Origin of the sequence: Micromonospora ureilytica (genome assembly GCF_015751765.1) — a bacterium.
Lineage (GTDB): Bacteria > Actinomycetota > Actinomycetes > Mycobacteriales > Micromonosporaceae > Micromonospora > Micromonospora ureilytica.
In genome coordinates this window covers 1,733,260-1,758,947 of record NZ_JADOTX010000001.1, presented here as the reverse complement: position 1 = coordinate 1,758,947, position 25,688 = coordinate 1,733,260, and the positions used below count along the sequence as shown (strand labels likewise).

Below are 25,688 nucleotides of genomic sequence, written 5' to 3'. Positions count from 1 at the left end.
GTCAGGACACCGAACAGGCGGCACCGTTGAGGGCGAACGAGGTGGGCTTGCCGGTGCCGCCCTCATGCGTGGCCTGGAAACCGATCTCGACCGACGCGTTCGGGGCGATGGTGCTGTTGTAGGAGACGTTGCGGGCGGTCACCGCACCGCTGGCCGGGGCGTACTGGGCGTTCCAGCCGCTGGTGATGCGCTGCCCGGTGGGCAGCGTGAAGGTCAGAGCCCAGCCGTTCACGGCGGTGGCGCCGGTGTTGGTGATGGCCACGCTCGCGGTGAGACCGCTGTTCCAGGCGTTGACCGTGTAGCCGACCCGGCAGCCGCCCTCGGTCGGCGGCGGAGTCGTCGGGGGCGGGGTCGTTGGCGGCGGGGTCGTCGGTGGCGGTGTCGTCGGGGGCGGGGTGGTCGGCGGTGGGGTCGTCGGAGGCGCGGTGCCGTCCAGCCCGAAGAATCGGATCACCTGCGCGGCGTCGACCGGCAGGTTGTGCGTGACACCCTGCATGCTGATCGCCTCGACCGGCGCCATCGGGCCGCTGCTGCCGTACCGGGTGCGGGTGTAGCCGGACTGCGGGGTGTCGGTGTACGTCGGGGTCTGGCTCAGCCCGTGCACGTTGGTCCACTGCTTGACCTGCTCACCGAAGTTCGGGTAGCGCAGCGTCTCGTCGTTGGTGCCGTGCCAGATCTGCATCCGGGGTCGCTGGCCGGTGTAGCCGGGGTACGCCTCCCGGACCAGGTCACCCCACTGCTGCGCGGTGCGGATGAGTTGCCCGTTGGCGCACTGGCTGTTCCACTCCGAGGTGCCGCCGGTGGCGAAACAGGCGAACGGCACCCCGGCGAACGAGGCGCCCGCCGCGAACACGTCCGGGTAGACGCCCAGCATGACGTTGGTCATCATCGCTCCGGAGGAGGTGCCGGTGGCGAAGATCCGCGCGGGGTCGGCCGAGTAGCGCTGCCGCACGTAGTCGACCATCGACATGAGCCCGACCGGGTCGCTGCCGCCGCCACGGCGAAGCGCCTGCGGGGAGTAGACGTCCCAGCACTTGCTGCTGCGGGTGGCCGACGGGTAGACCACGATGAACCCGTATCGGTCCGCGAGGGACGCGTACTGGGTGCCCGAGTGGAACGCGGGGCCCGTGCCGGTGCAGTAGTGCATGGCCAGGAGGATCGCCGGTCGGGTCGCCACCCGGTCCGGGACGTACAGGTGCATCTGCAGGTTGGTGGGGTTGGTGCCGAAGTTGGTCACCTGCGTGAGCGTCGCCGCTGACGCGGGGGTGGCGAACGTCAGCGCGGCGGCGGCGAGCGTCACGGCCGCCATGACGACGCCAAGCATTTTCGTCTTCAGTGTCATCGTCGCGATCCCTTGCGAAAAAGGCGCGTGGAAGGGGACTTAAGTCGAGGACTGCCCTTCGCCCGACCTTGACCGCGGCTCGCGTGACCATGCCAGCTTCAATCGAGAACACTCGATTGTCAAGACTTCCGGAAACCTTTCGCCGCAACGGTTCCACCGGTCACCTGCGCAACGATGGGCGTCAAAGAGGGCTGTCGGCACCGAGAGGTCGGGAGAATTTATCGGAACGTTTTCGGAAGCTGCCGGACCTCCGGTGAGCACGGTACGAGGGGCGGCCCGACCGGATGGTGGGGCCGTCCCTCGCCGCCGCTCAGTAGATGTCCCGCCCGCGCTCGTCCGGCACCCCGGACTTGCGGAAGAAGTACGTGTTGATCTGGTCGCGCCACTCGGTGGCGCAGCGCACCTGCTCGTCGAGGCGTTCGGCGACCCGCTCGTACACGCTCGGGTCGATCATGCCGTTCAACGTCTGCCACGCGCGTCGCATCGCCGTCACCTCCTCGACCCCCGCGAAGTGGGTGTCGTAGATGTGCTGGATGACTGTCGAGCCGCTGTGCAGCACATGCCCGTACGGCACGTGGTGGAAGAAGAGCAGCAGCTCGTCGGGGCAGGTTTCGGGTGACTCGTACACCTCCGACCAGTACGGCGGGTACTGCCCTGTGAAACCGGTGCCGGACGCCCGGGTGCGGTCCACGCCCACGCCGTCGCGGTCGGCGAAGTGGTAGGTGCCCCACCGCGTGTACTCGTACCCGTCGACGCCCGGACCGTAGTGGTCACCGGGGTTGACCATGAAGCCGACGCCCAGCGGGGCGGTGTAGCGCTCGTAGGTGCGCCACGAGTCGTCCATGATCTCGTGCAGTGTCCGCCGCACCAGCTCCGCGTCGGCGGTCGCCGAGGGCGGAAAGGTCAGCGTGATCCACTCGTCGAGGATCGCCGTCGGGTCCCGCCGAGGGTCCCAGGCCAACCGGCCGAACGTGTACAGGTTGGCCTGTGCCAACGGATGCCCGGTCCAGAAGAGGTCGTCGCCGACGTTGGCGACGGCGACCATCCCGCCGCCCGCTGCCACCTCGCCCGTGACCACGTCGGCGATCGTCCGTCCGTCCGGCCCCCAGGGGGCGAAGCGCAGCACCTCACTCCACCACGGGCCGAGGTGGCAGACGTGCCGCTGTTGGCCCGTGTACTCCTGGGTGACCTGCAACTCCACCGCCAGCCGGGTCGCCGGCATCGCGGCGAGCACCGGCGAGACCGGCTCGCGCGTCTGGAAGTCCACCGGGCCGAACTTCACCTGGACGACAACGTTTGTGCGGAACCGCCCGTCGAGCGGGGCGAAGTGGTCGTACGCGGCCCGAGCCCGGTCGGTGGACCGGTCCCGCCAGTCCTGGTGGTGGTTGTAGACGAACGCCCGCCAGTGCACCACTCCCCCGTGTGGGGCGAGCGCCTCGGCCAGGAGGTTCGCCCCGTCGGCGTGGTCACGGCCGTACGTGAACGGGCCGGGTTGCCCCTCCGAGTCGGCCTTCACCAGGTAGCCGCCGAAGTCCGGGATGCGGTCGTACACCCGCCGGGTGGTCGCGGCCCACCAGACCCGCACGGTCTCGTCCAGGGGGTCGGCGGTCGGCAGGCCACCGAGGAGCACCGGCGCGGCGAAGCTGACCGACAGGTGCACCCGGATGCCGTACGGGCGCAGCACGTCCGCGATCTCGGCCACGTCGCCGAGCCGGTCGGTGAGCAGCAGCGCCTCCGTGCGGGCCACGTTGACGTTGTTGACCGAGATCGCGTTGATCCCGCAGGAGGCCAGCAGCCGCCCGTACTCCCGCACCCGGGCCAGGTCGCCGCGCGGACGGCCGTCGTGCCAGAAGATCGAGCCGCCCGCGTACCCCCGTTCGACCTGGCCCATCACCGGGTGCACGGCCACGTTGTCCCAGTGGTTCAGCATTCGTCGGCGCAGCGCCGGCCGGTGCCGCTCCGGCGGGCGGGCCGGGTCGAAGGCCGCCGCGCAGAGTCGGACCACGTGGAAGAGCCCGTACAGCAGGCCGGCGGGCGCGTCGGCCAGCACCGCCGTCACGTCGCCGGCCCGTGCCAACACGAAACCCTCGTCGCCGAGCGGCGCGCCGTCGCCCAGCTCGACCAGCGCCGCCTCGCCGGCGGCGCGCGCCGCCTCCACCGCCGGGTTGGGCAGCTCACCGGCGTCGCGCAGCGCGAGCACCAGGTCGACGTCGACGTCCCAGGAGGGGGAATGCCACACCCGCCCGCCGTAACGCGCGCAGGCACGCGAGACCTCGTGGAGGACGGTGTCGACGAGCAACCCCTCGCCGTGCAGGAGGATGCGGCGCGCGCCGAGCGACCGGAACGCCTCCGGGGGCAGCCAGGCCGGGTGGACGCGCGGCTCCGCACCATCCATCGGCTCGTCGACGAACATCCACTGCTCCAACTCCACCGACTCTTCGGCGTTCACCGGTCCTCCTCCAGCACGACAACCCCGTACGCCGGCAGCCGCAGGGCGCCGCCGGCCGCCGTACGGTCACCGGTGAGCAGGTCGACGCCGCCGGTCCGGGCGGTCACCTCGACCGGCTCGGCTCGGTGGTTGAGCAGAAACAGCAGCCGCGACCCGTCCGGTGCCACTCGGACGGCGGATTCCAGATCCGGTACGTCCGGGTAGGGCCCGAGCAGGTCGTGCCGGTCGAGCACCTGCCGCACCACCCAGGACACCCCGGTCTGGTCCAGACCGGCGGCCACGTACCAGCCGTCGCCCGCGCCGAACGCGTTGCGGGTCACCGCCGGGGTGCCCGCGTAGAAGTCGGCCTGGTAGGTGCCGATCACCTGCGCGCCCTGCGGAACCACCAGCTCGAACAGCAGCCGCGCGTCGACGTCGACCTGGGTCGCGCCGTCGCCGAGGCGGACCGGGTTGACCACCTCCGGCCCACGCGCGTCCCACTCGTCGACGCGGACACCCGTGAGCTGCCCGAGCGGGCCCGGCACGTCCATCAGGAACGCCTGGTCGTTCTCGTCCACCCGGCCGGACAGGTAGGTGGTCAGCACCGACCCGCCGCGCGTCGCCACCGCCTCCAGTCGCTGCGGCAGGTCACCCTTGAGCAGGTGCAGGGCCGGAGCCACGACCACGTCGTAGCGGGACAGGTCGGCAGTCACCGCGACGACGTCGAGGTCCACACCGGCGTCCCAGAGCGCCCGGTGGTACGCGAGCACGACCTGCTGGTAGCGGACCAGCCGGGACGGGCCGTCGGACAGTTCCAACGCCCACCAGCTGTCCCAGTCGAACAGCAGCGCCACTCGGGCCGGGGTCCGCGCGCCCAGCGACGCCGGGCCGAGCCGTTCCAGTTCGGCGCCCAGCTCGGCGACTTCCCGGAACACGCGGGTGTCGGAGCGACCGGCGTGGCCGATGACCGCGCCGTGGTACTTCTCGCTGGCACCGCGGGACGCGCGCAGCTGGAAGAAGAGCACCGCGTCGGCGCCGTGTGCCACGGCCTGCCAACTCCACAGCCGCATGAGACCGGGGCGCTTCAACGGGTTGACGTCGCGGCACGCGGTGAAGCTGGGGGTCTGTTCCATCAGCCAGAACGGCTGGCCGTCCTTGAGCCCGCGCATCAGGTCGTGGGTCAGTGCCATCCGGGCGGCCGACTCGTCGTCGGGCGGGTAGTTGTCCCAGGACACGAATTCCAGCTGAGCGGCCCAGCGGTGGTAGTCGATGGGCCGGTACATGCCCATGAAGTTCGTCGTCACCGGCAGCGTCGGGCTGGACTCCCGGATGGCGGCCCTCTCGTCGCGGAAGTTGGTCAGCATGGCGTCGGAGGTGAACCGCAGGTAGTCCAGTGTGATGCCCGGGAACGCGGTGTGGTCCGGGCCGCGCCAGTGCTCGGTCAACGCCGACGGTGGCTCGATCTCGTCCCAGTCGGTGAAGGTGTGCGACCAGAAGGTGGTGTACCAGGCCTCGTTCAGCTCGTCGAGGGTGCCGTAGCGGTGGCGCAGCCAGTCCCGGAAGCCCGCCGCGCAGAGCGCGCAGTAGCAGGCGCCGCCGTACTCGTTGCCGACGTGCCACGCGAGCACCGCCGGGGTGTCGGCGTAGCGGCGGGCGACCCGGCGGGCCAGCTCCGTCGAGAGCCGGCGGAAGACCGGCGAACTGGGGCAGGAGTTGTGCCGTTGACCGAACCGGTGCTTGCGACCGTCGAAGTCGGTCCGGGTCACCTCGGGGTACGCCCTCGCCAACCACGGCGGGTGGGCCCCGGTGCCGGTGGCCAGGCAGATCCCGCGCCCCTCGGCACTGGCCCGCTCGACGACCTTGTCCAGCAGCGTGAAGTCGTAGGTGTCCTCGGCGGGCTGGGTGAGCGCCCAGTCGAACACGCCGAGGGTGACCAGGTCGATCCGTGCCGTGTCGAAGAGACGGTAATCCTGCTTCCACACGTCCTCGGGCCACTGTTCCGGGTTGTAGTCGCCCCCGAAGGGCACCTTGGCGCTGAGAGGCAGGCTCATGCGGTGAACTCCTTCCGGATCAGGTGGATCATCGGCTCGCTGACGCGCAGGTACGCCAGTACCGCGATCGCCGCGAGCAGCATCAGCACCACCTCGGAGAAGACCGCGATGATGCCGGTCGCCGCGGCCAGCAGCAGGGCGTTGCCGACGGGAACACCTGGGGTACGCACGACGAAGTGCACGGCCAGCCGGAGCACGTCCCGGGTGCGGAAGTCGAACAGCGAGGTGATCACCAGGGCGTTGGCCGCGCAGAGTGTCACAGCCACTCCGATCAGCACCAGCGGCACCGCCCACCAGCTCGACAGGCCGACCGCGCCCCGGTAGGCGAGGTTCACGGCGAGCACTGTCAGCCACAGCAGCGTCGGCACCCAGATGCGCAGCACGCCCAAGGCGTTCGCCCGGTAGCCACGCCAGAACAGGGCGGCCGGGCGCAGGTCGGTCAGGTCGGTTCGCTGGTGGCGCAGGGCGTACAGGGCGGCGGAGACGGCCGGGCCGACCGGCACCAGGAGGAGCGCGACCAGCGGGAGGTTGCTGGGGTCGCGGCCCAGCAACAGCAGCGGGAGCAGGGCGGGCACTGTGGTGAGCAGCAGGAGCAACTCGACCACGAGCAGGATGTAGACGCGCGAGGTGATCCGCGACAGTGGGCCGTCGCCGAACTGTCGCCAGGTCTGGGCCGCGCCACTCACGATCGCTCCCTCCGGTCGATGTCGCTGACCCGTGGTCGCCGGGGGTCCGGTCGGGCGGCGACAGGCCGCCCGACCGGATCCCCGCTGATCAGCCGTTGTTCTTCTGGAACCGCTCGTACGCCTTGTTGACCAGGTCGATGTACTGGTCGGAGTTCTTGGCCTTCAGCTCGGCCACGTACGCGTCCCACTCGCTGAGGGGCCGCTGCCCGAGGGCGAACTTCAGCGTGTTCTGGGTGACGAAGTCCTTCAGCGGGGTCTCCCAGAGCGACACCTGCTCGCGCTCCTCGTCGGTGAACGGGCGCGGCGGGGGGACCTCCCTCGGCTTGCGGGCGTCCATCACCTTCTGGAACTCCAGCTCCTCCGGGGAGAAGAACCCACGGACCAGGTCGGGGGTGCCGCCGTAGGCGAAGACGCCGTTCTGGAAGCCGAAGTCCTTCTGCAGGTGCTTGGACGCCTTCGGGTTGAGCCCCAGGAAACTGACGTCAGGGACGAGCGTGCGCTTGCCGGACGCGTCCTTGGTGAAGGTGGTGCCCTCGACGCCCCAGCGGGCGAACTCCAAACCGGCGTCCGAATACCACAACCAGTCGATGAACTGCATCATGGCCACGAAGTTCTTGCTCTCCCGCGCCTTCGAGGAGATCATGATGCCGTTCTCCAGCCGGGGGAACGGGTTGACCTCGCCGGACGGGCCGATCGGCAGCGGGATCTTGGCCATCTTCGCGTTCGGCAGGGTCTTGGCCAGGTCGGGCCGGTGGTTGTTGACGAGCGTCTGCGCGTTGCCGGTGACCACGAAGGACTTGCCGTTGGCAAGCTTCTGGCGGGCCTGGTCGTCGGTCTGGGTGAAGCTCTCCGGGTCGAGCAGGCCCTCGGCGACGAGCTTGTGCAGGTACGTGACCACCTGCTTGTACTGCTCGGACGAGCCGGTGTAGGTGAACTTCTTCGCCGTCGGGTCCCAGGTGGCGTGCTGGAAGTCCCAGCCCGCGTAGGTGGCGTGGGAGGAGCCGAGGATGCCCAGCAGGGCGCCGGTCGGGTTGGGCTTGCTGAAGAGGTCGGAGTACGGGTAGACGTTCGGGTACTTCGCCTTCATCGCCTTGAGCACCGTGTACAGGTCGTCCCAGGTCTTCGGGACGGGGAGGTTGAGCTCCTGCATGATGTCGGTGCGCACCAGCACCGTGTAGTCCTGCGTGGGCTTCTCGTGGACGCCGGGCAGCAGGTAGAACTTACCGTCGGCCTGCCGCAGGTTGTCGATCTCCGGCTTGAGGTTCCACTTGGTGATCTTTTCCTTGAAGTTGGGCATCAGATCCAGGTAGTCGCTCACCGGGAGGATCGCCCCGGACGACACGAACGCGTCCTCCTGCGGGTGGTACGTCTTGGGGATGATCAGCGGGGCGTCCCCGGCGCCGATCAGCAGGCTGCGCTTCTGCTCGTAGTCGCTGAGCGGAACGGCCACCGGCTCGATCTTGACGTTGGTCCGCTTGGTCAGCTCCGACCAGAACGCCCAGTCTTCCTTGAGCGGGTAGAACGTGTGGTTGTTGTAGAGGGTGGAGAAGGAGAGCGCCTCGGTGGCCTTGAACTGGTCACCGACGCCATAGGTGGCCATCGCGCCGACCTTGTTCTCCGAGAGGTCAGTCGACTCACCGGGGTCCTCGGAACAGGCGGTGGTAAGGGAGAGCGCAAGCAGACCCGCGGTGGCTAATGCCACGCGGCGCCACGTCTTGTGGAGCATGGCTCGTCCTTTCGGTGGTGGGGTTTCGGTGGGGAAGCGGTGCGGCGCCGGCGTCATCCCTTGACCGCGCCGAGCATCACGCCGCGGACGAAGAACCGCTGGACGAAGGGGTAGACCGCCAGGATCGGCAGGGTGGTCAGCACGATCGTCACGGCCTGCAGGGTGGCCGCGGCCTGGACCTTGTCGGCGTCGGCGGCAGCCGACTCGGCGCTTGTGGCGCCCGCGATGAGGTTGCGGAGGTAGACGGTGACCGGCAGCAGATCCTGCCGGTCCATGTAGAGGAACGCGGCGAACCACGAGTTCCAGAAGGACACCGCGTAGAAGAGCACCATCGTCGCGATGATCGCCTTCGACAGCGGCAGCACGATCCGCAGCAGGATGCCGTAGGTGTTCAGCCCGTCGACGGCCGCGGCCTCCTCCAACTCGCTCGGCAGGCTCTCGAAGAACGCCTTCATGACCAGCAGGTTGAACACGCTGATGGCATTGGGGATCACCACTGCCCAGATGGTGTTCTTCATGCCCAGGCTGGTGACCAGCACGTAGTTGGGAATCAGGCCACCGGAGAAGAACATGGTGAACAGCGCGACGCCGATGAGGAACGGGCGCCCCTTGAGCTGCGGCTTCGACAGCACGTACGCGTAACAGGTGGTCAGCACGATCGAGATGAGCGTGGCGACCACCGTGTACACCACAGTGTTGCGGTAGTTCGTCCAGAACATCGCGTCCGACATCAGCAGCTTGTACGCGGTCAGGTCGAACCCACGCGGGACGACTGTCACCTCGCCGGCGATGATGTACGCCTCTTCGCTGAGCGAGCGGGCCACGATGTTGAGGAACGGGTACAGCGTCACGACCACGACGCCGAGCAGGACGACAGTGTTGACGACTCGGAAGATCCGGTAACCCCGGCTGTCCACCGGCCCGCGCGTCTTCGGGGCGTCGACCTTCGTACCGAGGGTCACCACAGGCTCGTCCCCACCGTGCGCCGGGAGATGACGTTCGCCGACAGGACGAGGATCAGCCCGATCACCGCCTCGAAGAGGCCGATGGCGGCCGCGTAGCTGAAGTTGCTCGACTGGAAGCCCATCCGGAACAGATAGGTGGAGACCACGTCGGCGGTCGGGTACGTCAACGGGTTGTAGAGCAGCAGGATCTTCTCGAACCCGACCGCCAGGAAGCTGCCGATGTTGAGGATCAGCAGGGTCACCATCGTCGGACGGATGCCGGGCAACGTGACGTGCCAGGTCTGCCGCAACCGGCCGGCGCCGTCGATCCGGGCGGCCTCGTACAGGTCCTCGTCGACGGTGGTGAGGGCGGCGAGGTAGAGGATCGTGCCCCACCCGACGGTCTGCCAGACCTCCGACGAGACGTAGATGGTGCGGAACCACTCCGGTTTCTGCAGGAACGCCACCGGGTCGCCACCGAACAGGCTGACGATCTGGTTGGCCGTACCCTCGATCGAGGTCAACTGCATGACCATCGCCGCCACGATCACGATCGACAGGAAGTGCGGCAGGTAGGACACGGACTGGACGAACCGCTTGAAGCGGCGGGCCCGGACCTCGTTGAGCAGTAGCGCCAGCACGATCGGCAGCGGGAAACAGAACAGCAGGGTCAGCGTCCCGAGCACCAGGGTGTTGGTGAACACCTCCCAGAACGTCGGGTCGTTGAGGAACATCCGGAAGTAGCGCAGCCCGACCCAGTACTCGCCGAAGATGCTGCCGCCCGGCTTGAACCGGCGGAAGGCGATGATGTTGCCGATCATCGGCAGGTACCTGAAGACCAGGAAGAAGAGCAGCGGCAATATGGCGAGGGAGTAGAGCTGCCAGTCCCGGCGCAGTGCCTGCCGCCAACTGCGACCGCGTCGTGGCGAGCGCGGGGCAGGGCTCTGCGCCGCCTGCGGAGAACGCGGCGGCGCCGGCGGCGGTGGCCGCAGGGTGGATGTCATCCTCGGCCTCCTATGCCGACTGTGGAACAGCCACGAGAGGCTCCACCCGCACCGAGGTGAGCAGTTCCCGCTCGTGACCGACCTGGCGCTCGGTGCCGACCAGTCGCAGCGGCAGGGTGGCCGCCACGTCGCCACTCGACCGGCCGAAGCGCAGCTCGACGTCGCCGGGCTCGACGATCCGTTGGCCGGTCAGCCCGGTGAACGACGCCACGTCGGCCGGTACGCCGAACGTCACGTGCGCCGCCTCGCCGGGCGCCAACGGCAACCGGGTGTAGCCGATCAGCCGGACCACCGGACGGGTGGTCTGCGCGACCGGGTCGTGCAGGTAGAGCTGCACGACCTCGGTGCCGGCCCGCTCACCGGTGTTGGCGACGGTGATCCGCACCCGCACCTCGCCGTCGACCGGCCAGGCGGCCGGATCTTCGCGCGGTTCGACCACCGTCGCGTCGGACCACTCGAAGGTGGTGTAGCTCAGCCCGTGGCCGAACGGGTACGCCGGGGTCGGGTCGATCGAGGAGACCTTGTTACGCCGGCCGAGCGGTGGCGCCAGGTAGGTGCTCGGCAGCCCGCCGGCGTCGCGGGGAACGCTGACCGGCATCCGCCCCGAGGGGTCGACCGCGCCGGTGAGCACCTCGGCGAGCGCCTGCCCACCGAGCTGGCCGAGGAAGAACGCCTGCACCACTGCCGCCGCGCCGTCGAACTCCGGGCCGAGCGCGTAGGGGCGGCCGGCCATCAACACCAGGACGACCGGGGTGCCGGTGGCGAGGACGGCGCGGACGAGGTCGCTCTGCACGCCGGGTAGGCGCAGGTCGACGGCGTCGCAGCCCTCACCGGAGGTGCCCCGGCCGAACATTCCAGCCCGGTCGCCGACGGCCAGCACGCACACGTCGGCGGCGGCTGCCGCGGCGACCGCGGCCGGGATGCCCGAGGTGTCCTCGCCGGTGATGGCGCACCCCGGCTCGTGGGTGAGCATCGGGACGCGTCGGGCCAACTCGTCGCGCAGAGTGGGGATGTCCAGGCCGAGGCCGTAGTCGCTGTGGTTGACGCCCACGTGGTTGGGGAACGAATAGCAGCCCAGCATGGCCATCGGGTCGTCGGCGACCGGGCCGACCAGGGCGACCCGGCTCCCCATGGGCAGCGGGAGGACGCCGGTGTTGCGCAGCAGGACGACCGACTCCCGGGCGAGGCGAAGGGCGATGTCCTGACTGGCCTCGTCGTCGAAGCGCAGGGACGCCACGTCGTCGGGCAGTTCCTGCCAGCCCTCGTCGAGCAGACCGAGCTCGATCTTCTGTATCAGCACCCGACGCAGCGCGCAGTCGATCAGCGCCTCGTCGACCTCGCCGCGGCGAGCCGCCTCCACCAGCGGTTCGCCGAAGGCGTCCACTGTGGGCAGCTCGACGTCGATCCCGGCCCGCAGGGCGAGCCGGGCCGCGTCGGCGGCGTTCCCGGCGACTGCGTGCAGGGTCTGCAGGAACCGTACGGCGAAGTAGTCGGCCACCACGGTGCCGGTGAAGCCCCACTCGTCGCGCAGCAGCCCGGTCAGCAGCCCACGGTCGGCCGCGACGGGCAGGCCGTCGATCTCGGCGTACGAGTTCATCACCGAGCGGGCGCCGCCGAGGCGCAGCGCCATCTCGAACGGCGGCAGGATGACGTCGGCCAGCTCGCGGCGCCCCATCGGCACGGGTGCGAGATTACGTCCGCCCCGGGAGGCGGAGTATCCGGCGAAGTGCTTCAGCGTGGCCACCACGCCGGCCCGCTCCAGGCCCCGCACGTACGCGGCGCCTGTCGTCCCGACCAGGTAGGGGTCCTCGCCGATGGTCTCCTCGGTACGGCCCCAGCGGTAGTCGCGGGTGACGTCCAGGACCGGGGCGAGACCCTGGTGCACACCGGCGGCGCGCATCGACCGCCCGATCCGGTCGGCCATCGCCTCGACCAGGTCGGGGTCGAAGGACGCGCCCCAGCTGAGCGGGGTCGGGTAGACGGTGGCCCGCCACGCCGCGAACCCGGTGAGGCACTCCTCGTGCACCTGCGCGGGGATGCCGAACCGACTGGCGGCCACGATCTGCGCCTGCGAGGCCGCCAGCGATCGGGCGCCGAGCACCGGGTCGACCGGGGCGGTGCCGAACGGGCGGGTCAGCTGACCCAACCCGTGCTGGATGACGGTGCTCCACTGCGGCAACTCGCTGATCATGTCTGATTGGTGCGGTGCGACGCCCTCGCCGCTGGCCTCGGCGCCGACCCAGACCCCGACGAGCTGGGCGATCTTCTCTTCGAGGGACATCTTCGGCAGGAGCGCCTCGGCCCGCTCGGTCGGCGACAGCCGCTGATCACGCCAGGGAGCGGCGCCGCTGTCCTCGAGCGACTGACTTCGCATGCCATGACCCCTTAGCTCCGGCCACATCCCCGTGCCCTCGTGGAACCGGCTCCGTGGCGGACGTTTCTCACGATCCGAAACTTTCCGGAAACCTGCGTAACCTTTTCGGCAACCTAAGTGCCGCATCGATGCCTGTCAAGAGTCTCAATCGGACTACCAGGGGGTGTTTCCTGCGCACGGTGACTCCCCAATCGGCGCTCCGTCGCCGATGAGCCGTGCGACGACCGGTGAATGGGCAACGCGACTCCGGTACCGACTGGCGTGAATGTCCCATCATGTTAAGGTCGGCCGAAACTTTCGATGTTGTATGAGGCTGCGATGACAGAGCACCGCCCGCTCGACCCACCCGCCTCCACCACCATCGCGACCATCGCCAACGATGTCGGCGTCTCGGTCGCGACCGTGTCCAAGGTCCTCAACGGACGCGGCGACGTCGCCCCCGGCACCAGAGCCCGCGTCGAGGCGAGCCTCGACCGCCACCAGTACCAGCGCCGCGCCCGGCGACACGCGACAAGCGGCGGCCGGGTGGACCTCGTGTTCCACGAGTTCGACACGGGCTGGGCGATGGAGATCCTGCGCGGCGTCGAGGCGGTGACCTCCGCGGCTGGAATCGGGTTGTCGATCGCCCAGCTCGACGGCGCGCACCGCCCGCCAGCACGATGGCTGGAGGCGTTACTCGCCGACCGCCCTTTGGGCGTGGTGTTCGTCCTCTCCCACCTGGCCGAGGCCCAGCAGCAGCACCTGCGGCGGCAGGGCATCCCGTTCGTCGTCGTCGACACCGACAGCGCGACCTCGGCCTCCGTGCCCACCGTCGGGTCGAACAACTGGAACGGCGGCCTCCTCGCCGCTCGGCACCTGCTGGAGCTGGGGCACCGACGGATCGCCATCATTTCCGGGCCACCCGATGTGCTGTGCAGCCGCGCCCGCGCCGCCGGCTTCCAGTCGGCCCACGACGAGGCCGGGATAGCTGTCGACCGCGAGCTGATCCGCTACGGCAGTTTCTCCGCCGGAGCCGGGCACGCCCACGGGCTGCAACTGCTCCAGCGGCCGGACCGACCCACGGCGATATTCGCCGGGTCGGACATCCAGGCCATGGGGGTGCTCCGGGCCGCCCGTCAGTGCGGCCTGCGAGTGCCAGAGGACCTTTCGGTGATCGGGTACGACAACCTGCCGGTCTCCGCCTGGACCGACCCGGCCCTCACCACGATCAACCAACCGTTGCGGGACATGGCCGGCATCGCCACCCAGATGTTGCTCGACCTGACCAGGGGGAACGAGCCGGCGACCAGCCGGATCGACCTGGTGACCGAGCTGGTCGTCCGGGAGAGCACCGCGCCCCCCGCCAGCCCGCACTGACCCCGGCCCCTGCGAGGACCCGTGCCCCACTCCGCCTTCACGTTCGACGAACTCCAGCGGTACGCGCCCGAGGTCGCCGAGCCCGACGACTTCGACGAGTTCTGGCGGGACACGCTCGCCGAGGCGGACGCCGTGCCGGTGCTCGTCGACGTCCGTCCCGAGCCCACCGAGCTGCGGCTGCTCGACTCCTGGGATGTCACGTTCGCCGGGTTCGGCGGTGACCCCGTACGCGCCTGGTACACCCGGCCGGCTGGTGTTCGAGAGCCGCTGCCGGCCGTGGTCGAGTACGCCGGCTACGGTCGCGGCCGTGGCCTGCCCCACGAGCGGCTGACGTGGCCGGTTGCCGGGTACGCGCACCTGCTGATGGACAACCGGGGCCAGGCGGGGCAGTACGGCGCCGGGGACACCCCGGACCCGCACGGGGCGCCCGGCGGGCCCTGGCCGGTCACCTGGGGGATCCTCGATCCGCGGACCTACCACTACCGCCGCCTGATCACCGACGCGGTCCGGGCGGTCGAGGCGGTCCGGGCGCTGCCGGGGGTCGAGGGTGACCGGGTCACCGTGGTCGGCAACAGCCAGGGCGGCGGCATCGCCTTGGCGGTGGCCGGTCTCGTCGACGATCTCAGCGCGGCGCTGACCACCGCCCCGTTCCTCTGCGACATGCGCCGGGCCGTCGCGCTCACCGACCTCGCGCCGTACGGCGAGATCGCCAGGTACCTGGCGGTGCACCGGGAGGCCGAGGAGGCGGTGTGGCGCACCCTGTCCTATGTCGACGGGGTGAGCTTCGCGCGTCGGGCGACGGCGCCTGCGCAGTTCGGGGTCGGCCGGCGCGACACGGTCTGCCCACCGCGAACCGCCTTCGCCGCCTACAACCACTACGGCGCCGCGAATGGGCGGCCGGTCCCACCTGAGCGGGAGATGCACGTCTACCCGTTCAACGGCCACGAGGGTGGCGAGGCCGTCCACGTCCGGCGTCAGCTGCGCTGGCTGGGCTCGGTGCTACACCCGGTCGGGGCCTGAGCGACTCACCTCCACTTCATAGACGAGTGTTAATGTATTGCGCACCCCCACCAGAGGAAGTCCCATGCGCAGTCCGACCCTCGTCCAAGCCCTCCCTCCCGCACCGACCGGCGGCGCGACGACGTCGAGGCCCCGGCGGGCCCGCCGATGGTGGACGGCCGTGGCCGCCGTCGCCGCCATGGTCGCCGCCGTGCCGATCGCGACCACCCCCGCGAGCGCCGAGTCCAACGGCGGCGTACGCGTGATGCCGCTCGGTGACTCGATCACCGACGGTTTCAACGTTCCCGGCGGTTACCGGATCGAGTTGTGGCAGCGGTTCACGTCCGGTGGTTACCGGATCGACTTCGTCGGCTCCCAGTTCAACGGCCCAGCGAGCCTCGGCGACCACGACCACCAGGGCCACTCCGGCTGGACCATCGCCCAGATCGACGCCAACGTGGTGAACTGGTTGCGGGCCACGAACCCGCGGACCGTGCTGCTGCACATCGGCACCAACGACATGTACGGCGACACGTCCGGTGCCCCGTCCCGGCTCGCCACGCTCGTCGACCGGATCACCAACGCCGCCCCGACCGCGGACGTATTCGTCGCCACGATCATCCCGAAGTCCGGCGCGGACAACCAGGTCCGGGGCTACAACGCCGCGATCCCCGGAATCGTGCAGAGCCGGGCCGCCGCCGGCAAACGCGTACACCTGGTCGACATGTACGGCGCCCTGACGCTCAGCGACCTGGCCGACGGGGTGCACCCGAACGCCACCGGCTACCGCAAGATGGCCGCCGCCTGGTACGACGCTCTCCGTGCGGTGCCGGGCAGCATCGGGGGCGACACGCCTCCGACCACGACCCCACCCACCACTCCCCCACCCACCACTCCCCCGCCGACCACTCCCCCGCCGTCCGGTGACTGCCGCGTCGCGTACACGGTCAACGCCTGGAACAGCGGTCTCACCGCGTCGGTCTCGCTGACGAACACGAGCAGCACGCCGGTCAACGGCTGGGCCCTGACGTTCACGCTGCCCGGTGGGCAGACCATCACCAGTGGCTGGAACGCCAGCTACTCCCCGTCCAGTGGAGCGGTGACCGCCCGCAACGTCTCCTACAACGCGACGATCGCGCCGAACACGTCGGTCGACATCGGCTTCCAGGCAACCCACACGGGCAGTACCGGCCGACCGTCCGCGTTCACCCTCAACGGCACCGCCTGCACGGTCGCCTGATCCCACCCGCGCGGTGCCGGGCCCCGGTGGCCCGGCACCGCCCCCGGCATCCGCTCGTCGCGGACGTCCTTGGTCACGGCGCCAGCAGGCTGTGGACCGGAGCACACGCGCGGCAGGGCCAGACACGCACCGTACCGTCGTCGTGGGTCGAGACGAGCCGCTCGCCGTCCGGGCTGAAGTCGACGGTCTCCACGGAAGCACCGAAGCCCTCGAACGTCACGGACTGCGCGGCCTCCGACGCGCGCCACAGCCGAGCGGTGCCGTCCTTCCCGGAGCTGACCACCCATTGCCCGTCCGGGCTGAACGACACGTGCCAGACCGGACCCTCGTGTCCTCGCAGTGTCATCGGAGGGATGGCGTTCGTGACGGAGTGGATCTGCACTGTGCCGTCGAAACCGGCGCTGGCGACGCGTTGTCCGTCCGGGCTGAAGGCCACGGCCCAGACCAGTCCCTCGTGACCGGGAAGGAGCAGAGGTGCCGCCGTGCCGAGGGCGTCCCAGATCCGTAGGGTGCCCTCCGCGCCAGCCGTGGCGACCTTCCTGCCGTCCGGGCTGAAGGCGGCGTACCGGATCTCTTCGGCGACTCGGTGGACCACCGGGCCGCTCTGGCCGGTGAGGTCCCAGATTCGCAGGCTCCTGTCGTTGCTGACGCTGGCCAGGCGACGGCCATCAGGGCTGAAGTCGGCGATCCACGCCTGCTTCTCGTGCCCGCGGAGCACCACCGGGTCATGTCTGCCGGCGAGGTCCCAAACTCGCACGCTGCCGTCGCGGCCGCCGGTAGCCACACTCGTCCCGTCCGGGCTCACGGTGAGACCGTAGACGTCGCCGTCGTGGCGGCCCAGCACCCGAGGCACTGCCGGTGTGGCCAGGTTCCAGACCTGTACCGTGCCATCCTCGCCGCCGCTGACCACCCGCTGCCCGTCCGGGGTGAACGCGGCGGACCAGGTGGCCTTCGTGTGGCCCCGCAGAATCAGACGATCGCTGCCCGGATCCCAGATCCGTAGCGTCCCATCGTCGGCCGCGCTCACCAGCCGGGAGCCATCCGGACTGAACGCCAACGCCCAGACCCGGTTGGTGTGGCCGCGCAGCACCAAAGGGTCACCGGCGCCGTTGGCGTTCCAGATCCGTACGGTCAGATCGTCACTGGTGGTCGCGATCCACCGCTCGTCCGGGCTCAGCGCGAGCCCTTCCACAGTGCCCTCATGCCCCCGCAGCACCACCGGAGCCACCGGCCCGGTCAGCGGCCACACCCACGCCGTACCGTCGGCGCTGGAGCAGGCCAGGCGGGTGCCGTCCTGGCTGAACACCAATGTCCTGGTGCCCGCGCGTGGCCCGGTAAGAATCGTCTTGGTGGATCGCGTGGCCAGATCCCAGAGCCGTACCGTCGCGTCGTGGCCGCTGCTGGCCAACCGGCGCCCGTCCGGGCTGAAGGCCACACCGACCGCGACCTTCGTGTGCCCACGCAGCACCACCGGTCGGTCGACGCCGCGGGCATCCCAGACCCGCACTGTGGTGTCCTCGCCAGCACTGGCGACCAACCGTCCGTCGGGGCTGAAGGCCACGCCCCACACCGGGCCCTCGTGCCCGCGTAGGACGATGGGCTCAGCGGTTCCATCGACCTGCCAGATCCGGACGGTGCCGTCCGAGCCGGCGATGACCAGTCGTTTCCCGTCCGGGCTGAACATCGGACTCCAGACCTGCCCCTCGGGTCCGCCGGCGAGGGCCAGGCCCGGTCCGGAGACACCGTGCGCGGCCCAGTTCCACACCCGCACCTCGCCATCCGTCCCGGTGGCGGCCACCCGCCTTCCGTCCGGACTGAATGCCACGCCCAGGGCCTTCTTGCTGCTCATCGGCACAACCGCCTGCAGCCGGTCGTCGACAGCGGCCTGGCGGAGCACCATCTCCGCGTCGAGGGTCGGGCGTGTGGTCAGAGCACGTCTGGCGAGGCGCTGCGCCTGTTGCGGATCGATCTGCAGTTGGTTACTGGCCTCGACCGTCAGCTGCCGCGAAACAGCGAGGTCTCGTTCGGCGGCCGCCCGGTTCGCCTGCACCAGCGCCACCGCCGCGAGGACGCTCACCACGACAACGGTTGCCGCGAGCCCGGTCAATGCCACGCTGGTCCGCCGTCGCCGGGCCGTCCGGCGCCGGGCTTCTCGGGCCCGGCTGGTCGCCAGAAAGTCCCGTTCCAGGTCGCTGAGGTCCATCACCTGGTGGGCCCCCCAGAGCGCCAACTGGACCCCCCGATACAGGAATCCGTCCACCCGGTCGTGCCGACTCCACTCGGCGGCGGCTTCCGTCAGCCTGCGGTGAGAGCGCAACAGCGCCCGATCCTCGGTCAGCCAGCGACGCAGCCGCGGCCACTCCTGGATCAGGGCCTCGTGGGTCACCATGACGCCCTTGTCGTCCGCCGTGACCAGCCGCGCGGCCGTCAACCTACCCAGCACCCCAGCCGCGGCCAACGGGTCGGCGCCACCTACCAACTCGGCGAGTGGTGCCCGCCGTCGAGTGTCCTCGGTGCCGTCACCGAGGGCGGTCAGGCGCAGGAAGACGTACCGTGCCAGCCCTCGCTGCCCCTCGTCGAACTGCGCGTACACCCCTTCGGCGGTACGGGTGATGGCGCCGTTCACGCCACCCGACTCGCGGTAGTGGGCCAGTGTGATCCGCTTGCCCTGCCGCAGACGCGACGTCTCCAGAAGCGCGTGGGACAGCAGCGGTAGCGCATTCGTCTGACCGCCAACGTCCGCTACGGCCATCTCCACCAACGCCGGATCCACCAGCAGTCCGGCGCGCTCGGCGGGGCCGGTGATCGTCCGCCGTAGGTCCTCGTCGTCCATCGGGCCGATCAACAACTGGTGCTCATGGAGAGCGGCCACCAGGGCCGGGTAGGCCGCACACCGTCCATAGAAGTCGGCCCGCACTCCCAGCACCACGCGCGCCCTGGAAACCTCCGCTGCGGCGAGCAGCGCGGCAATGAACCCCGACCGCTCCTCCTCGTCCCGGCAGAGCGTGAAGAGCTCCTCGAACTGGTCCACCACGATGAGCATGTTCGCGACCGATGGACGGGAATCGAGAATGTGCTCGATCGTCGCGCGGATGTTCGCCGGATCATCGGCCAACTGGCGCTGGACCGCGTCCCGAGCCAGGTCCTGCTCATTCACGAGTTGGAGCGCGAGCTCTTCGATTGGATGTTCGCCGGGCGTCATCAGCACCGTGGCCCAGGCCGGCTGACCCTTGACGGGATTCTCGGCCACTGTCGCTAACAGACCCGCCCGGAGCAGGGATGACTTGCCCGCGCCGGACGGGGCGAAAACCGCGACGAATCGTAGGCGGGTGAGCATTTCACACAGCTGGGCCACCATGCGCTCGCGTCCGAAGAACCATTCTGAGTCCTCCGGCTGGAACGCCGCCATTCCCCAGTACGGCCCGCGGCCGACCCCCGTCGTCTCGGCGGACGTCACGCTTGCGATCAGGCTGTGCCACCGTTCGGTCCATTCGGCCAGATCGCCATCACAGGCGGCCACGTACGCCAGTGTCACCTGAAGGCTCGGCACGGTGTCACCGCTGGCCGCCTTCGCCAGGGTGGTCACCGAGAAGTGCGCACGCCTGGCCAGTTGGCGGTACGTCGGCCCGCCCGCCTTTGTTCGCAACTGGCGCAGGTCGAGCGCGAACCGCTCCAGCGCGCCTGCCTCCGGGTCGAGCGGCCGCTCAGGTCTTCCCACGTTGTCCCCCGTCACAGAGTTGTTTGTCAGCCTGGCGACATGATTGGCAAACAATCCATCAGCGACTATATCTAGTTCCGTGGACGCCGATCGGCGAGTGTCGGGTAGCAGCCACAGCGCAACTAGGCGTGCGGCCACGTTCGACAGCCCGACGCGATCGGCGACACGGAGGAGGACCGGGAGGGGGTGTGTGATGCAGGCCAGAAACGGCGTCGGCGTTGTTATCCGCAGCACTGATGGTCGTTCCGGGATCGGGGGGTGTCACGCAATCCCGGATAGACGAGGGGGATTCTTGTCGTTTACGAGTTCCCTATCGCGGCAGCGCCTATCCGAAGCGTTAGCAGCCCAGGAAAGGTAGACGCGGACGAGCCGATAAGGGTCGTTGCGCATCGACTGCCAGGACGACCCGGGCGACCGGGGTGCCCACTCTCGACAGCTGAGGGGCGGGGACGGGATCTCGTCCCCGCCTCTCAGCCTGCGGAGGCGCTCAGGAGGCGGTGCAGGAAGGCACCACCGGCCTCACTGCTGCGCGGCGCGGTAGAGCCGGCTCACGGTCTCGGCCACGCAGACGGGCTTGCCGCCGCTGTCGCTGTCCACTGTGACCGTCACGACCAGCTGCACGCCGCCGCTCACCGGCGACACGTCGGCGATGGTGGCGGTGGCGCGCACGGCGGCGCCGACCCGCAGCGGCGCGGGGAAACGCACCCGGTTCAGCCCGTAGTTGACCCCCATCGCCACCCCCTCGACCCGGTAGAGCCCGCCCGCCAACGCGGGCAACAGCGACAGGGTGAGGTACCCGTGCGCGATCGTCCCGCCGAACGGCCCCGCCGCGGCACGGACCGGGTCGAGGTGGATCCACTGGTGGTCGTCGGTGGCGTCGGCGAAGAGGTCGACGCGGCTCTGCTCGATGCGCTGCCACGGGCCGGGTCCGAGGCTCTCGCCGGTGGCGGCGGCCAACTCCTCGAACGAGGTGAACACTCTCATGCCAGGTCTCCCTACAGCTAGAAGGCGTTGACGCCGGTGAGCGCGCGTCCGATGAGGAGTTGCTGGATCTGACTGGTGCCCTCGTAGAGGGTGGCCACCCGGGCATCGCGCAGGTACTTGCCGACCGGGTACTCGTCGATGTAGCCGTACCCACCGAACACCTGGACCGCGTTGTTGGCCGCGCGGACGGCGGCCTCGCTGGCGAAGAGCTTGGCCATCGACGCCTCGGTGGCGAACGGCTGGTCGCGGTCGATCAGGTCGGCCACCTGCCACACCAGCAGCCGGGCGGCGGCGGTGTCCACCGCGATGGCGGCGAGCAGTTGTTGGACGAGCTGGTGCCCGGCGATCGGCTTGCCGAACTGGGTCCGCTGCCCGGCGTAGCCGACCGCCGCGTCGAGGCAGCCCTGGGCGATGCCGACAGACCCGGCGGCCACCGACATCCGGCCCTTGGCGAGGGTGGCCAGGGCCAGCCGGAACCCGGCGCCCTCGGCGCCGAGGCGGGCCGTGTCGGGCACGCGTACCTCGTCGAAGCCCAGCTCGCCGGTGGCCTGGCCGCGCAGACCGAACTTGCCGTGGATTTCCCGCCGGGTCAGCCCCGGGCTGTCGGTGGGCACCAGGAACGCGCTGATTCCTCGGTGCCCGGGGCCGCCGGTGCGGGCGAAGACCAGCGCGACGTCGGCGGTGGTGCCGTTGGTGATGAACGTCTTCGTGCCGGTGAGCAACCAGTCGGTGCCGTCGCGGACCGCACGGGTGCGCAGTGCCGCCGCGTCGGAGCCGCTGTCCGGCTCGGTCAGCGCGAAGCAACCGAGCGCGCTGCCGGCGCAGAGCTTCGGTAGCCACTCGGCCCGCTGTTCCGCGCTCCCGTGCGCGGCGATCGACTTGGCGACCAGGCCGAGGGAGACCGAGACGATGCCGCGCACCGCGGAGTCGCCCCGGCCGAGCTCTTCCAGGACCAGGCAGTACGCGAGGTGGTCGCCGCCGGAACCGCCGTCGGCCTCGGCGATGGTCAGTCCCAGGAAGCCCAGGTCCCCGAGCGTGCCGACGATGGCGGGGTCGACCGATTCGCGGCGATCCCAGGCGGCCGCGTGCGGCAGCAGCTCGCGGTCGGCGAACTCGGCGGCCAGCTGGCGGACCGCCGTCTGCTCGGCGGAGAGGGTGAGGTCCATGACGCTCAAACTAGCGGTGATAGTTTAACGCGTCCAGGCCGGACGGTCACCGGTCCGAGGCCAGACCGACCTGCCGTTCGGCGGTGAACGCGCGGGCCAGCTCGGTACGCGAACGGATGCCCAGCCGGTGGAACACGTTGCGCAGGTGGTGGTCGACCGTACGGGTGGAGAGGAACATCCGGGCGGCGATCTCCCGGTTGGTGGCACCCTCGGCGACCAGCTCGGCGATCCGCAGTTGCTGGCCGGTCAGCAGCCGCGCCGCGGGTAGGTCCGGCGGACCGATGGACTCGCCGGCCGCCCGCAGCTCCGTGGTGGCCTGCTCGGCCCAGCGCTCCACCCCGAGCAGGCTGAACATCTCGCGGGCCTGGTGCAGGTGCGTCCGCGCGTCGCGAGGGCGTCGACTGCGGCGCAGCTCCTGGCCGAAGAGCAGTTCCGTGCGGGCCCGCTCGAACGTGCCGGCCTCCGTCGGGTGCAGGCGCAGCGCCGCCTGGAAATCCCGTTCCGCCTCGGCACCGCCCCGAGGGGCGAGCAGCGCGTGGCACCGCGCGGAGAGGGCTCGGCGCAGCGGGCTCGCGGTGCTGCTGGCCCACCTGTCGTATGCGGCGAGCGCGGCCGTCGCCGCCGGCCGGTGCGCCAGGTGCGCCGCCGCCTCCACCAGGTACGGGGTGGCCATCACCTGCACGAGGACCTGACCTCGACCGGTGCCGAGCCGGGCCAGCGACGCCAGCCGGTCGGCGGCCTCGGCGTGCCGGCCGTCGACCAGATCGAGCACCGCCAGGGCCCACGCGGCGAGCGCGTGCGGACGGCTGCCCGGCGTCGGCGACTCGCCGATCTCGCGGATCCGCCGCAGGCTGGTGTCCCGGTCGGCCCGGATCGCGGCGAGGACGGCGAGCATGCCCAGATGGACGTTGGCGCAGTTGACCTGGCCGCTGGCACGGGCGACGCGCAGCCCGTCGCGGGAGGTCTCCGCCGCCGTCTCGTGCCGACCCAGCCAGTACTCGGCGACCGCCCGCAGCTCCAATGCCCGCGACAGCATGGACACCTCGCCCCGTTCCCGGGCCAGCTCGACGGCGCGCTCGGCGAGCCGGTGGGCCGCGCCGTCCACGGCCACCAGCAGTCCGGCCGCCGCGGCACAGCTGAGCGCGGTGGGGGTCAACGCCCAACCGGTCAGCCGCCCGCCCAGCACCACGGCGCGGCGCAGCGCGGGCCCGGCTCGCTCGTGGTCGCCCCGCAGGGTCGCCGCCACCCCGGCGATCAGGCAGCCCATGACCTCCAGGGCCGGCGGATCGTTCGGACGCCGCAGCGCCAGCGCCCGGCGGCCGACCTCGGCGTACCGGTACTGGTCGCCAGCGAAGCAGACCGCCTCGCCGGCCCGCACCAACCCGGTCAACGCCAGGGCCCGGTCGGTGCCGTCCACTGCCGCGGCGGCGGCCAGCAGCGTGGCCGACGCGCTCGACGCGGCGCCGCAGCGCAGCTCCAGCTCACCGCGGAGCAGGTCGGCGCGCGCTCGGACGGTCGGGTCGGCGCAGACCGCGCGGAGGCGGTCGAGCAGCAGCCGGGCCGCGTCGGGTTGCCCGCCGGCCCAGGCGTAGCGGGCAGCGGCCAACAGGCGGGCGGCTGTCAGCTTCGGATGATCGCTCAACTCGGCGGCCCACCGCAGGGCCACCGAGGCGGCGGCCCACCCGTCGGATCCGCCGACCGCCGCCTGTTCCAGCTCGGCGGCGAGCACCGGATCGGCACCCGCCGTCGCGGCGGCGAGGTGCATCGCCCGGCGGAGCCGCTGCCCGTCCGCGACCAGCACCTCGGCGAGCAGGCGGTGGGCCGCGCGGCGCTCCGCGAGCGGCGCGCTGGCCGCGATCATCGCGCGCACCAGCGGCTGTGGAAAGGTGACACCTCGTTGGTCGACGCGGACCAGGCCGGCGACCTCCGCCGGGGCGAGCGCCTCGACCTCGGCGCCGGCGGCCGCGGCTGCCCGGATCACTGTGACCGGCTCGCCGTCCTCGTCGAGCGCGGCGAGCAGCAGCACCCGTCGGGTCTCCGGTGGCAGGCGGTCCAGCCGGGCGCGGTACGCGCGACCCAGCGCTCCATCCGCCGGTGGCGCGGCGGGCAGCGACTCCTCCCCCCGCCACTGCCCCGCGCTGAGCACCTCAGCGAGGTCCACCAGGGCCTGCGGGTTGCCGCCGCCGATCAGGGCCAACGCGGTCAGGGCCGACGCGGCGGGCCGCTCGGGGAGCCGGTCGACGCCCTCGCGCTCGGTCAGCCGACGGAGGCGGTCGGTGAGGACAGCGGCGCTCTCCTGCTCGGTCAGCGCGCGCAGTCGGTGTGCCGGTATCCCGTCGAGGTTGGCGGTGATGTCGGCGGTGAGCAGGACGACGAGCGGCAGGTGCCGCAGTCGGCGGGCCACGAACGCCAGCACCTGGGCGGTCTGCGGGTCACCTCGGTCGATGTCGTCCATGGTGGCGAGCAACGGCCGGTCCCGGGCGGCGGCGGCGAGCAGCCCGAGCACCGCCATCGACAGCGTCAGTTGCCGGTCGGCCGGGCAGCTCTCCCCGGCCAGCGCTCGCCGCAGCAGCTGGCGCTGCTCGTTGGGCAGGGCTGCGGCCCGGTCGAGCACGGGGTCGACCAGACGTTGCAGGCCGGCGTACGGCAGGGCGGCCTCCTCGGCGAGGCCACTGCCGGCGAGCACGGCGCAGCCCTCGGCGTGCCGATGGGCATAGCCGACAAGCGCCGTCCGGCCCGATCCGGGCTCTCCGCGCACCAGTAGGGCACCGCCGGCGTTGGTCATGCCGTCGAGCAGGCTCCGGACAGCCCGGCACTCGTCGTCCCGGCCACGCAGTACGGTTAGTTGCACTCTTGATGCAGTAACCATGTCTGCCAGTGTTACCCATCGGAAACCGAATGGAAAGAGGGGGCGATATCGGGCCGGGCCGGCCGGACTCAGTCGGGCGCGACCTCGGCCAGCAGGGCGCCCACGGTCCGGGCCATCACCGCGCGGGCCTGGTCCACGCCCAGACCGAGCCCGTAGCGCAACATCGACCAGGCCTGCCACGTGCTCGCCGCCACCAGGGCGTTGAGCAACTGCTCCCGCCCCGGACCGGCCTCGGCCAGCTCGACGGCGAAGAGCTCCTCGACCTCGTCCCGGACCCGCTCGATGTGCTTGAGACGGTTGCGGTGCAGTTGCTCGGAGACCGGCTCCCGCATCTGGGCGGCTCGCGCCGACGGTGCGATGAGCTGGAGCAGCCGAGCCCGCTGCCGGCAGTACGCGTCGACCCGCTTCGCCATCGGCAGCCCGGGTGAGATCGGCCGGTGGGCGGCGTCCTGCTGGCGGAGCACCTCCGCGCCGCTCGCCTCGAAGAGCGTCTCCATGTCCTTGAAGTTGGTCCAGAGGGTGCGCAGCGAGATGCCGGCCCGCTCGGCGATGCGTTCCCCGGTCGGGCGGAGGTCGCCTTCGGAGATGAGCGCGAGGTGCGCCTCGACGATGGCCGCCCGGGTCCGTTCGGCGCGGGCGGTGCGCCCGTCGACCCGGCCCACCACATCGACCCCGTCCATTCGCCCCCGCCCCCTCACCGTCATGGCGTCCCCCGACGCACCGCCGAGTCTAGACAGGCGCTGATCAGCGTTCCCGGACGCTCCACCGACGCCGCCATCCGGTCCGGCCGGTCAGCGAGGA

The 25,688-nt window shown here is 70.7% G+C and carries 16 protein-coding genes; 3 read left to right on the top strand and 13 right to left on the bottom strand.

What is annotated here, in order from left to right; all coding sequences use genetic code 11:
* Position 1 precedes the first annotated feature (1 nt).
* The 8 genes from IW248_RS07660 to IW248_RS07625 form a co-directional block, all read right to left on the bottom strand.
* Complete coding sequence (locus IW248_RS07660) at positions 2–1,342, bottom strand: extracellular catalytic domain type 1 short-chain-length polyhydroxyalkanoate depolymerase (protein WP_196926321.1); 1,341 nt, start codon at positions 1,340–1,342, stop codon at positions 2–4.
* A gap of 310 nt (positions 1,343–1,652) precedes the next feature.
* Positions 1,653–3,791 (bottom strand): alpha-glucuronidase, encoded by a 2,139-nt coding sequence (locus IW248_RS07655; protein ID WP_307787827.1) that lies wholly within the window; start codon positions 3,789–3,791, stop codon positions 1,653–1,655.
* Positions 3,788–5,821, bottom strand: coding sequence for a beta-galactosidase (locus tag IW248_RS07650; protein WP_196926320.1), 2,034 nt, complete (start codon positions 5,819–5,821; stop codon positions 3,788–3,790). The genes IW248_RS07655 and IW248_RS07650 overlap by 4 nt, the downstream gene beginning before the upstream one ends.
* The gene (locus IW248_RS07645) at positions 5,818–6,507 is read right to left on the bottom strand and encodes a DUF624 domain-containing protein (protein ID WP_196926319.1); all 690 of its coding nucleotides are present in this window, start codon (positions 6,505–6,507) and stop codon (positions 5,818–5,820) included. The genes IW248_RS07650 and IW248_RS07645 overlap by 4 nt, the downstream gene beginning before the upstream one ends.
* Positions 6,508–6,595: 88 nt before the next feature.
* Positions 6,596–8,209: an ABC transporter substrate-binding protein gene (locus IW248_RS07640; RefSeq protein WP_307787826.1), complete on the bottom strand. Its 1,614-nt coding sequence runs from the start codon at positions 8,207–8,209 to the stop codon at positions 6,596–6,598.
* 77 nt (positions 8,210–8,286) lie between these two features.
* Positions 8,287–9,195: a carbohydrate ABC transporter permease gene (locus tag IW248_RS07635; protein WP_307787825.1), complete on the bottom strand. Its 909-nt coding sequence runs from the start codon at positions 9,193–9,195 to the stop codon at positions 8,287–8,289.
* Entirely contained in the window at positions 9,192–10,181 is a 990-nt protein-coding gene (locus tag IW248_RS07630) for an ABC transporter permease (RefSeq protein ID WP_196926316.1), read from the bottom strand. The genes IW248_RS07635 and IW248_RS07630 overlap by 4 nt, the downstream gene beginning before the upstream one ends.
* 10 nt (positions 10,182–10,191) lie before the next feature.
* Positions 10,192–12,555, bottom strand: a complete 2,364-nt coding sequence (locus IW248_RS07625) for a beta-xylosidase/alpha-l-arabinosidase (RefSeq protein WP_196926315.1) — start codon at positions 12,553–12,555, stop codon at positions 10,192–10,194.
* A 318-nt stretch (positions 12,556–12,873) separates the two neighbouring features.
* Here IW248_RS07625 and IW248_RS07620 point away from each other — a divergent pair, with 318 nt between their 5' ends.
* The 3 genes from IW248_RS07620 to IW248_RS07610 all read left to right on the top strand — a co-directional run bounded on the left by IW248_RS07620 (position 12,874) and on the right by IW248_RS07610 (position 16,150).
* The gene (locus IW248_RS07620; RefSeq protein WP_196926314.1) at positions 12,874–13,911 is read left to right on the top strand and encodes a LacI family DNA-binding transcriptional regulator; all 1,038 of its coding nucleotides are present in this window, start codon (positions 12,874–12,876) and stop codon (positions 13,909–13,911) included.
* Between the two features lie 21 nt (positions 13,912–13,932).
* Entirely contained in the window at positions 13,933–14,931 is a 999-nt protein-coding gene (locus IW248_RS07615; protein WP_196926313.1) for an acetylxylan esterase, read from the top strand.
* A 64-nt stretch (positions 14,932–14,995) separates the two neighbouring features.
* The gene (locus IW248_RS07610; protein ID WP_196926312.1) at positions 14,996–16,150 is read left to right on the top strand and encodes a cellulose binding domain-containing protein; all 1,155 of its coding nucleotides are present in this window, start codon (positions 14,996–14,998) and stop codon (positions 16,148–16,150) included.
* Positions 16,151–16,223: 73 nt separating this feature from the next.
* Here IW248_RS07610 and IW248_RS33660 read toward each other — a convergent pair whose 3' ends face one another.
* The 5 genes from IW248_RS33660 to IW248_RS07585 all read right to left on the bottom strand — a co-directional run bounded on the left by IW248_RS33660 (position 16,224) and on the right by IW248_RS07585 (position 25,567).
* On the bottom strand, positions 16,224–19,868 hold the full coding sequence (locus tag IW248_RS33660; RefSeq protein WP_196926311.1) for an nSTAND1 domain-containing NTPase: 3,645 nt from the start codon (positions 19,866–19,868) through the stop codon (positions 16,224–16,226).
* 519 nt (positions 19,869–20,387) lie between these two features.
* Positions 20,388–20,852 (bottom strand): MaoC family dehydratase, encoded by a 465-nt coding sequence (locus IW248_RS07600; protein ID WP_196926310.1) that lies wholly within the window; start codon positions 20,850–20,852, stop codon positions 20,388–20,390.
* A 17-nt stretch (positions 20,853–20,869) separates the two neighbouring features.
* Positions 20,870–22,018, bottom strand: coding sequence for an acyl-CoA dehydrogenase family protein (locus tag IW248_RS07595; protein WP_196926309.1), 1,149 nt, complete (start codon positions 22,016–22,018; stop codon positions 20,870–20,872).
* Between the two features lie 46 nt (positions 22,019–22,064).
* Positions 22,065–24,887 (bottom strand): helix-turn-helix transcriptional regulator, encoded by a 2,823-nt coding sequence (locus IW248_RS07590; protein WP_196926308.1) that lies wholly within the window; start codon positions 24,885–24,887, stop codon positions 22,065–22,067.
* Positions 24,888–24,955: 68 nt separating this feature from the next.
* The gene (locus tag IW248_RS07585) at positions 24,956–25,567 is read right to left on the bottom strand and encodes a TetR/AcrR family transcriptional regulator (protein WP_196926307.1); all 612 of its coding nucleotides are present in this window, start codon (positions 25,565–25,567) and stop codon (positions 24,956–24,958) included.
* Positions 25,568–25,688: the final 121 nt, after the last annotated feature.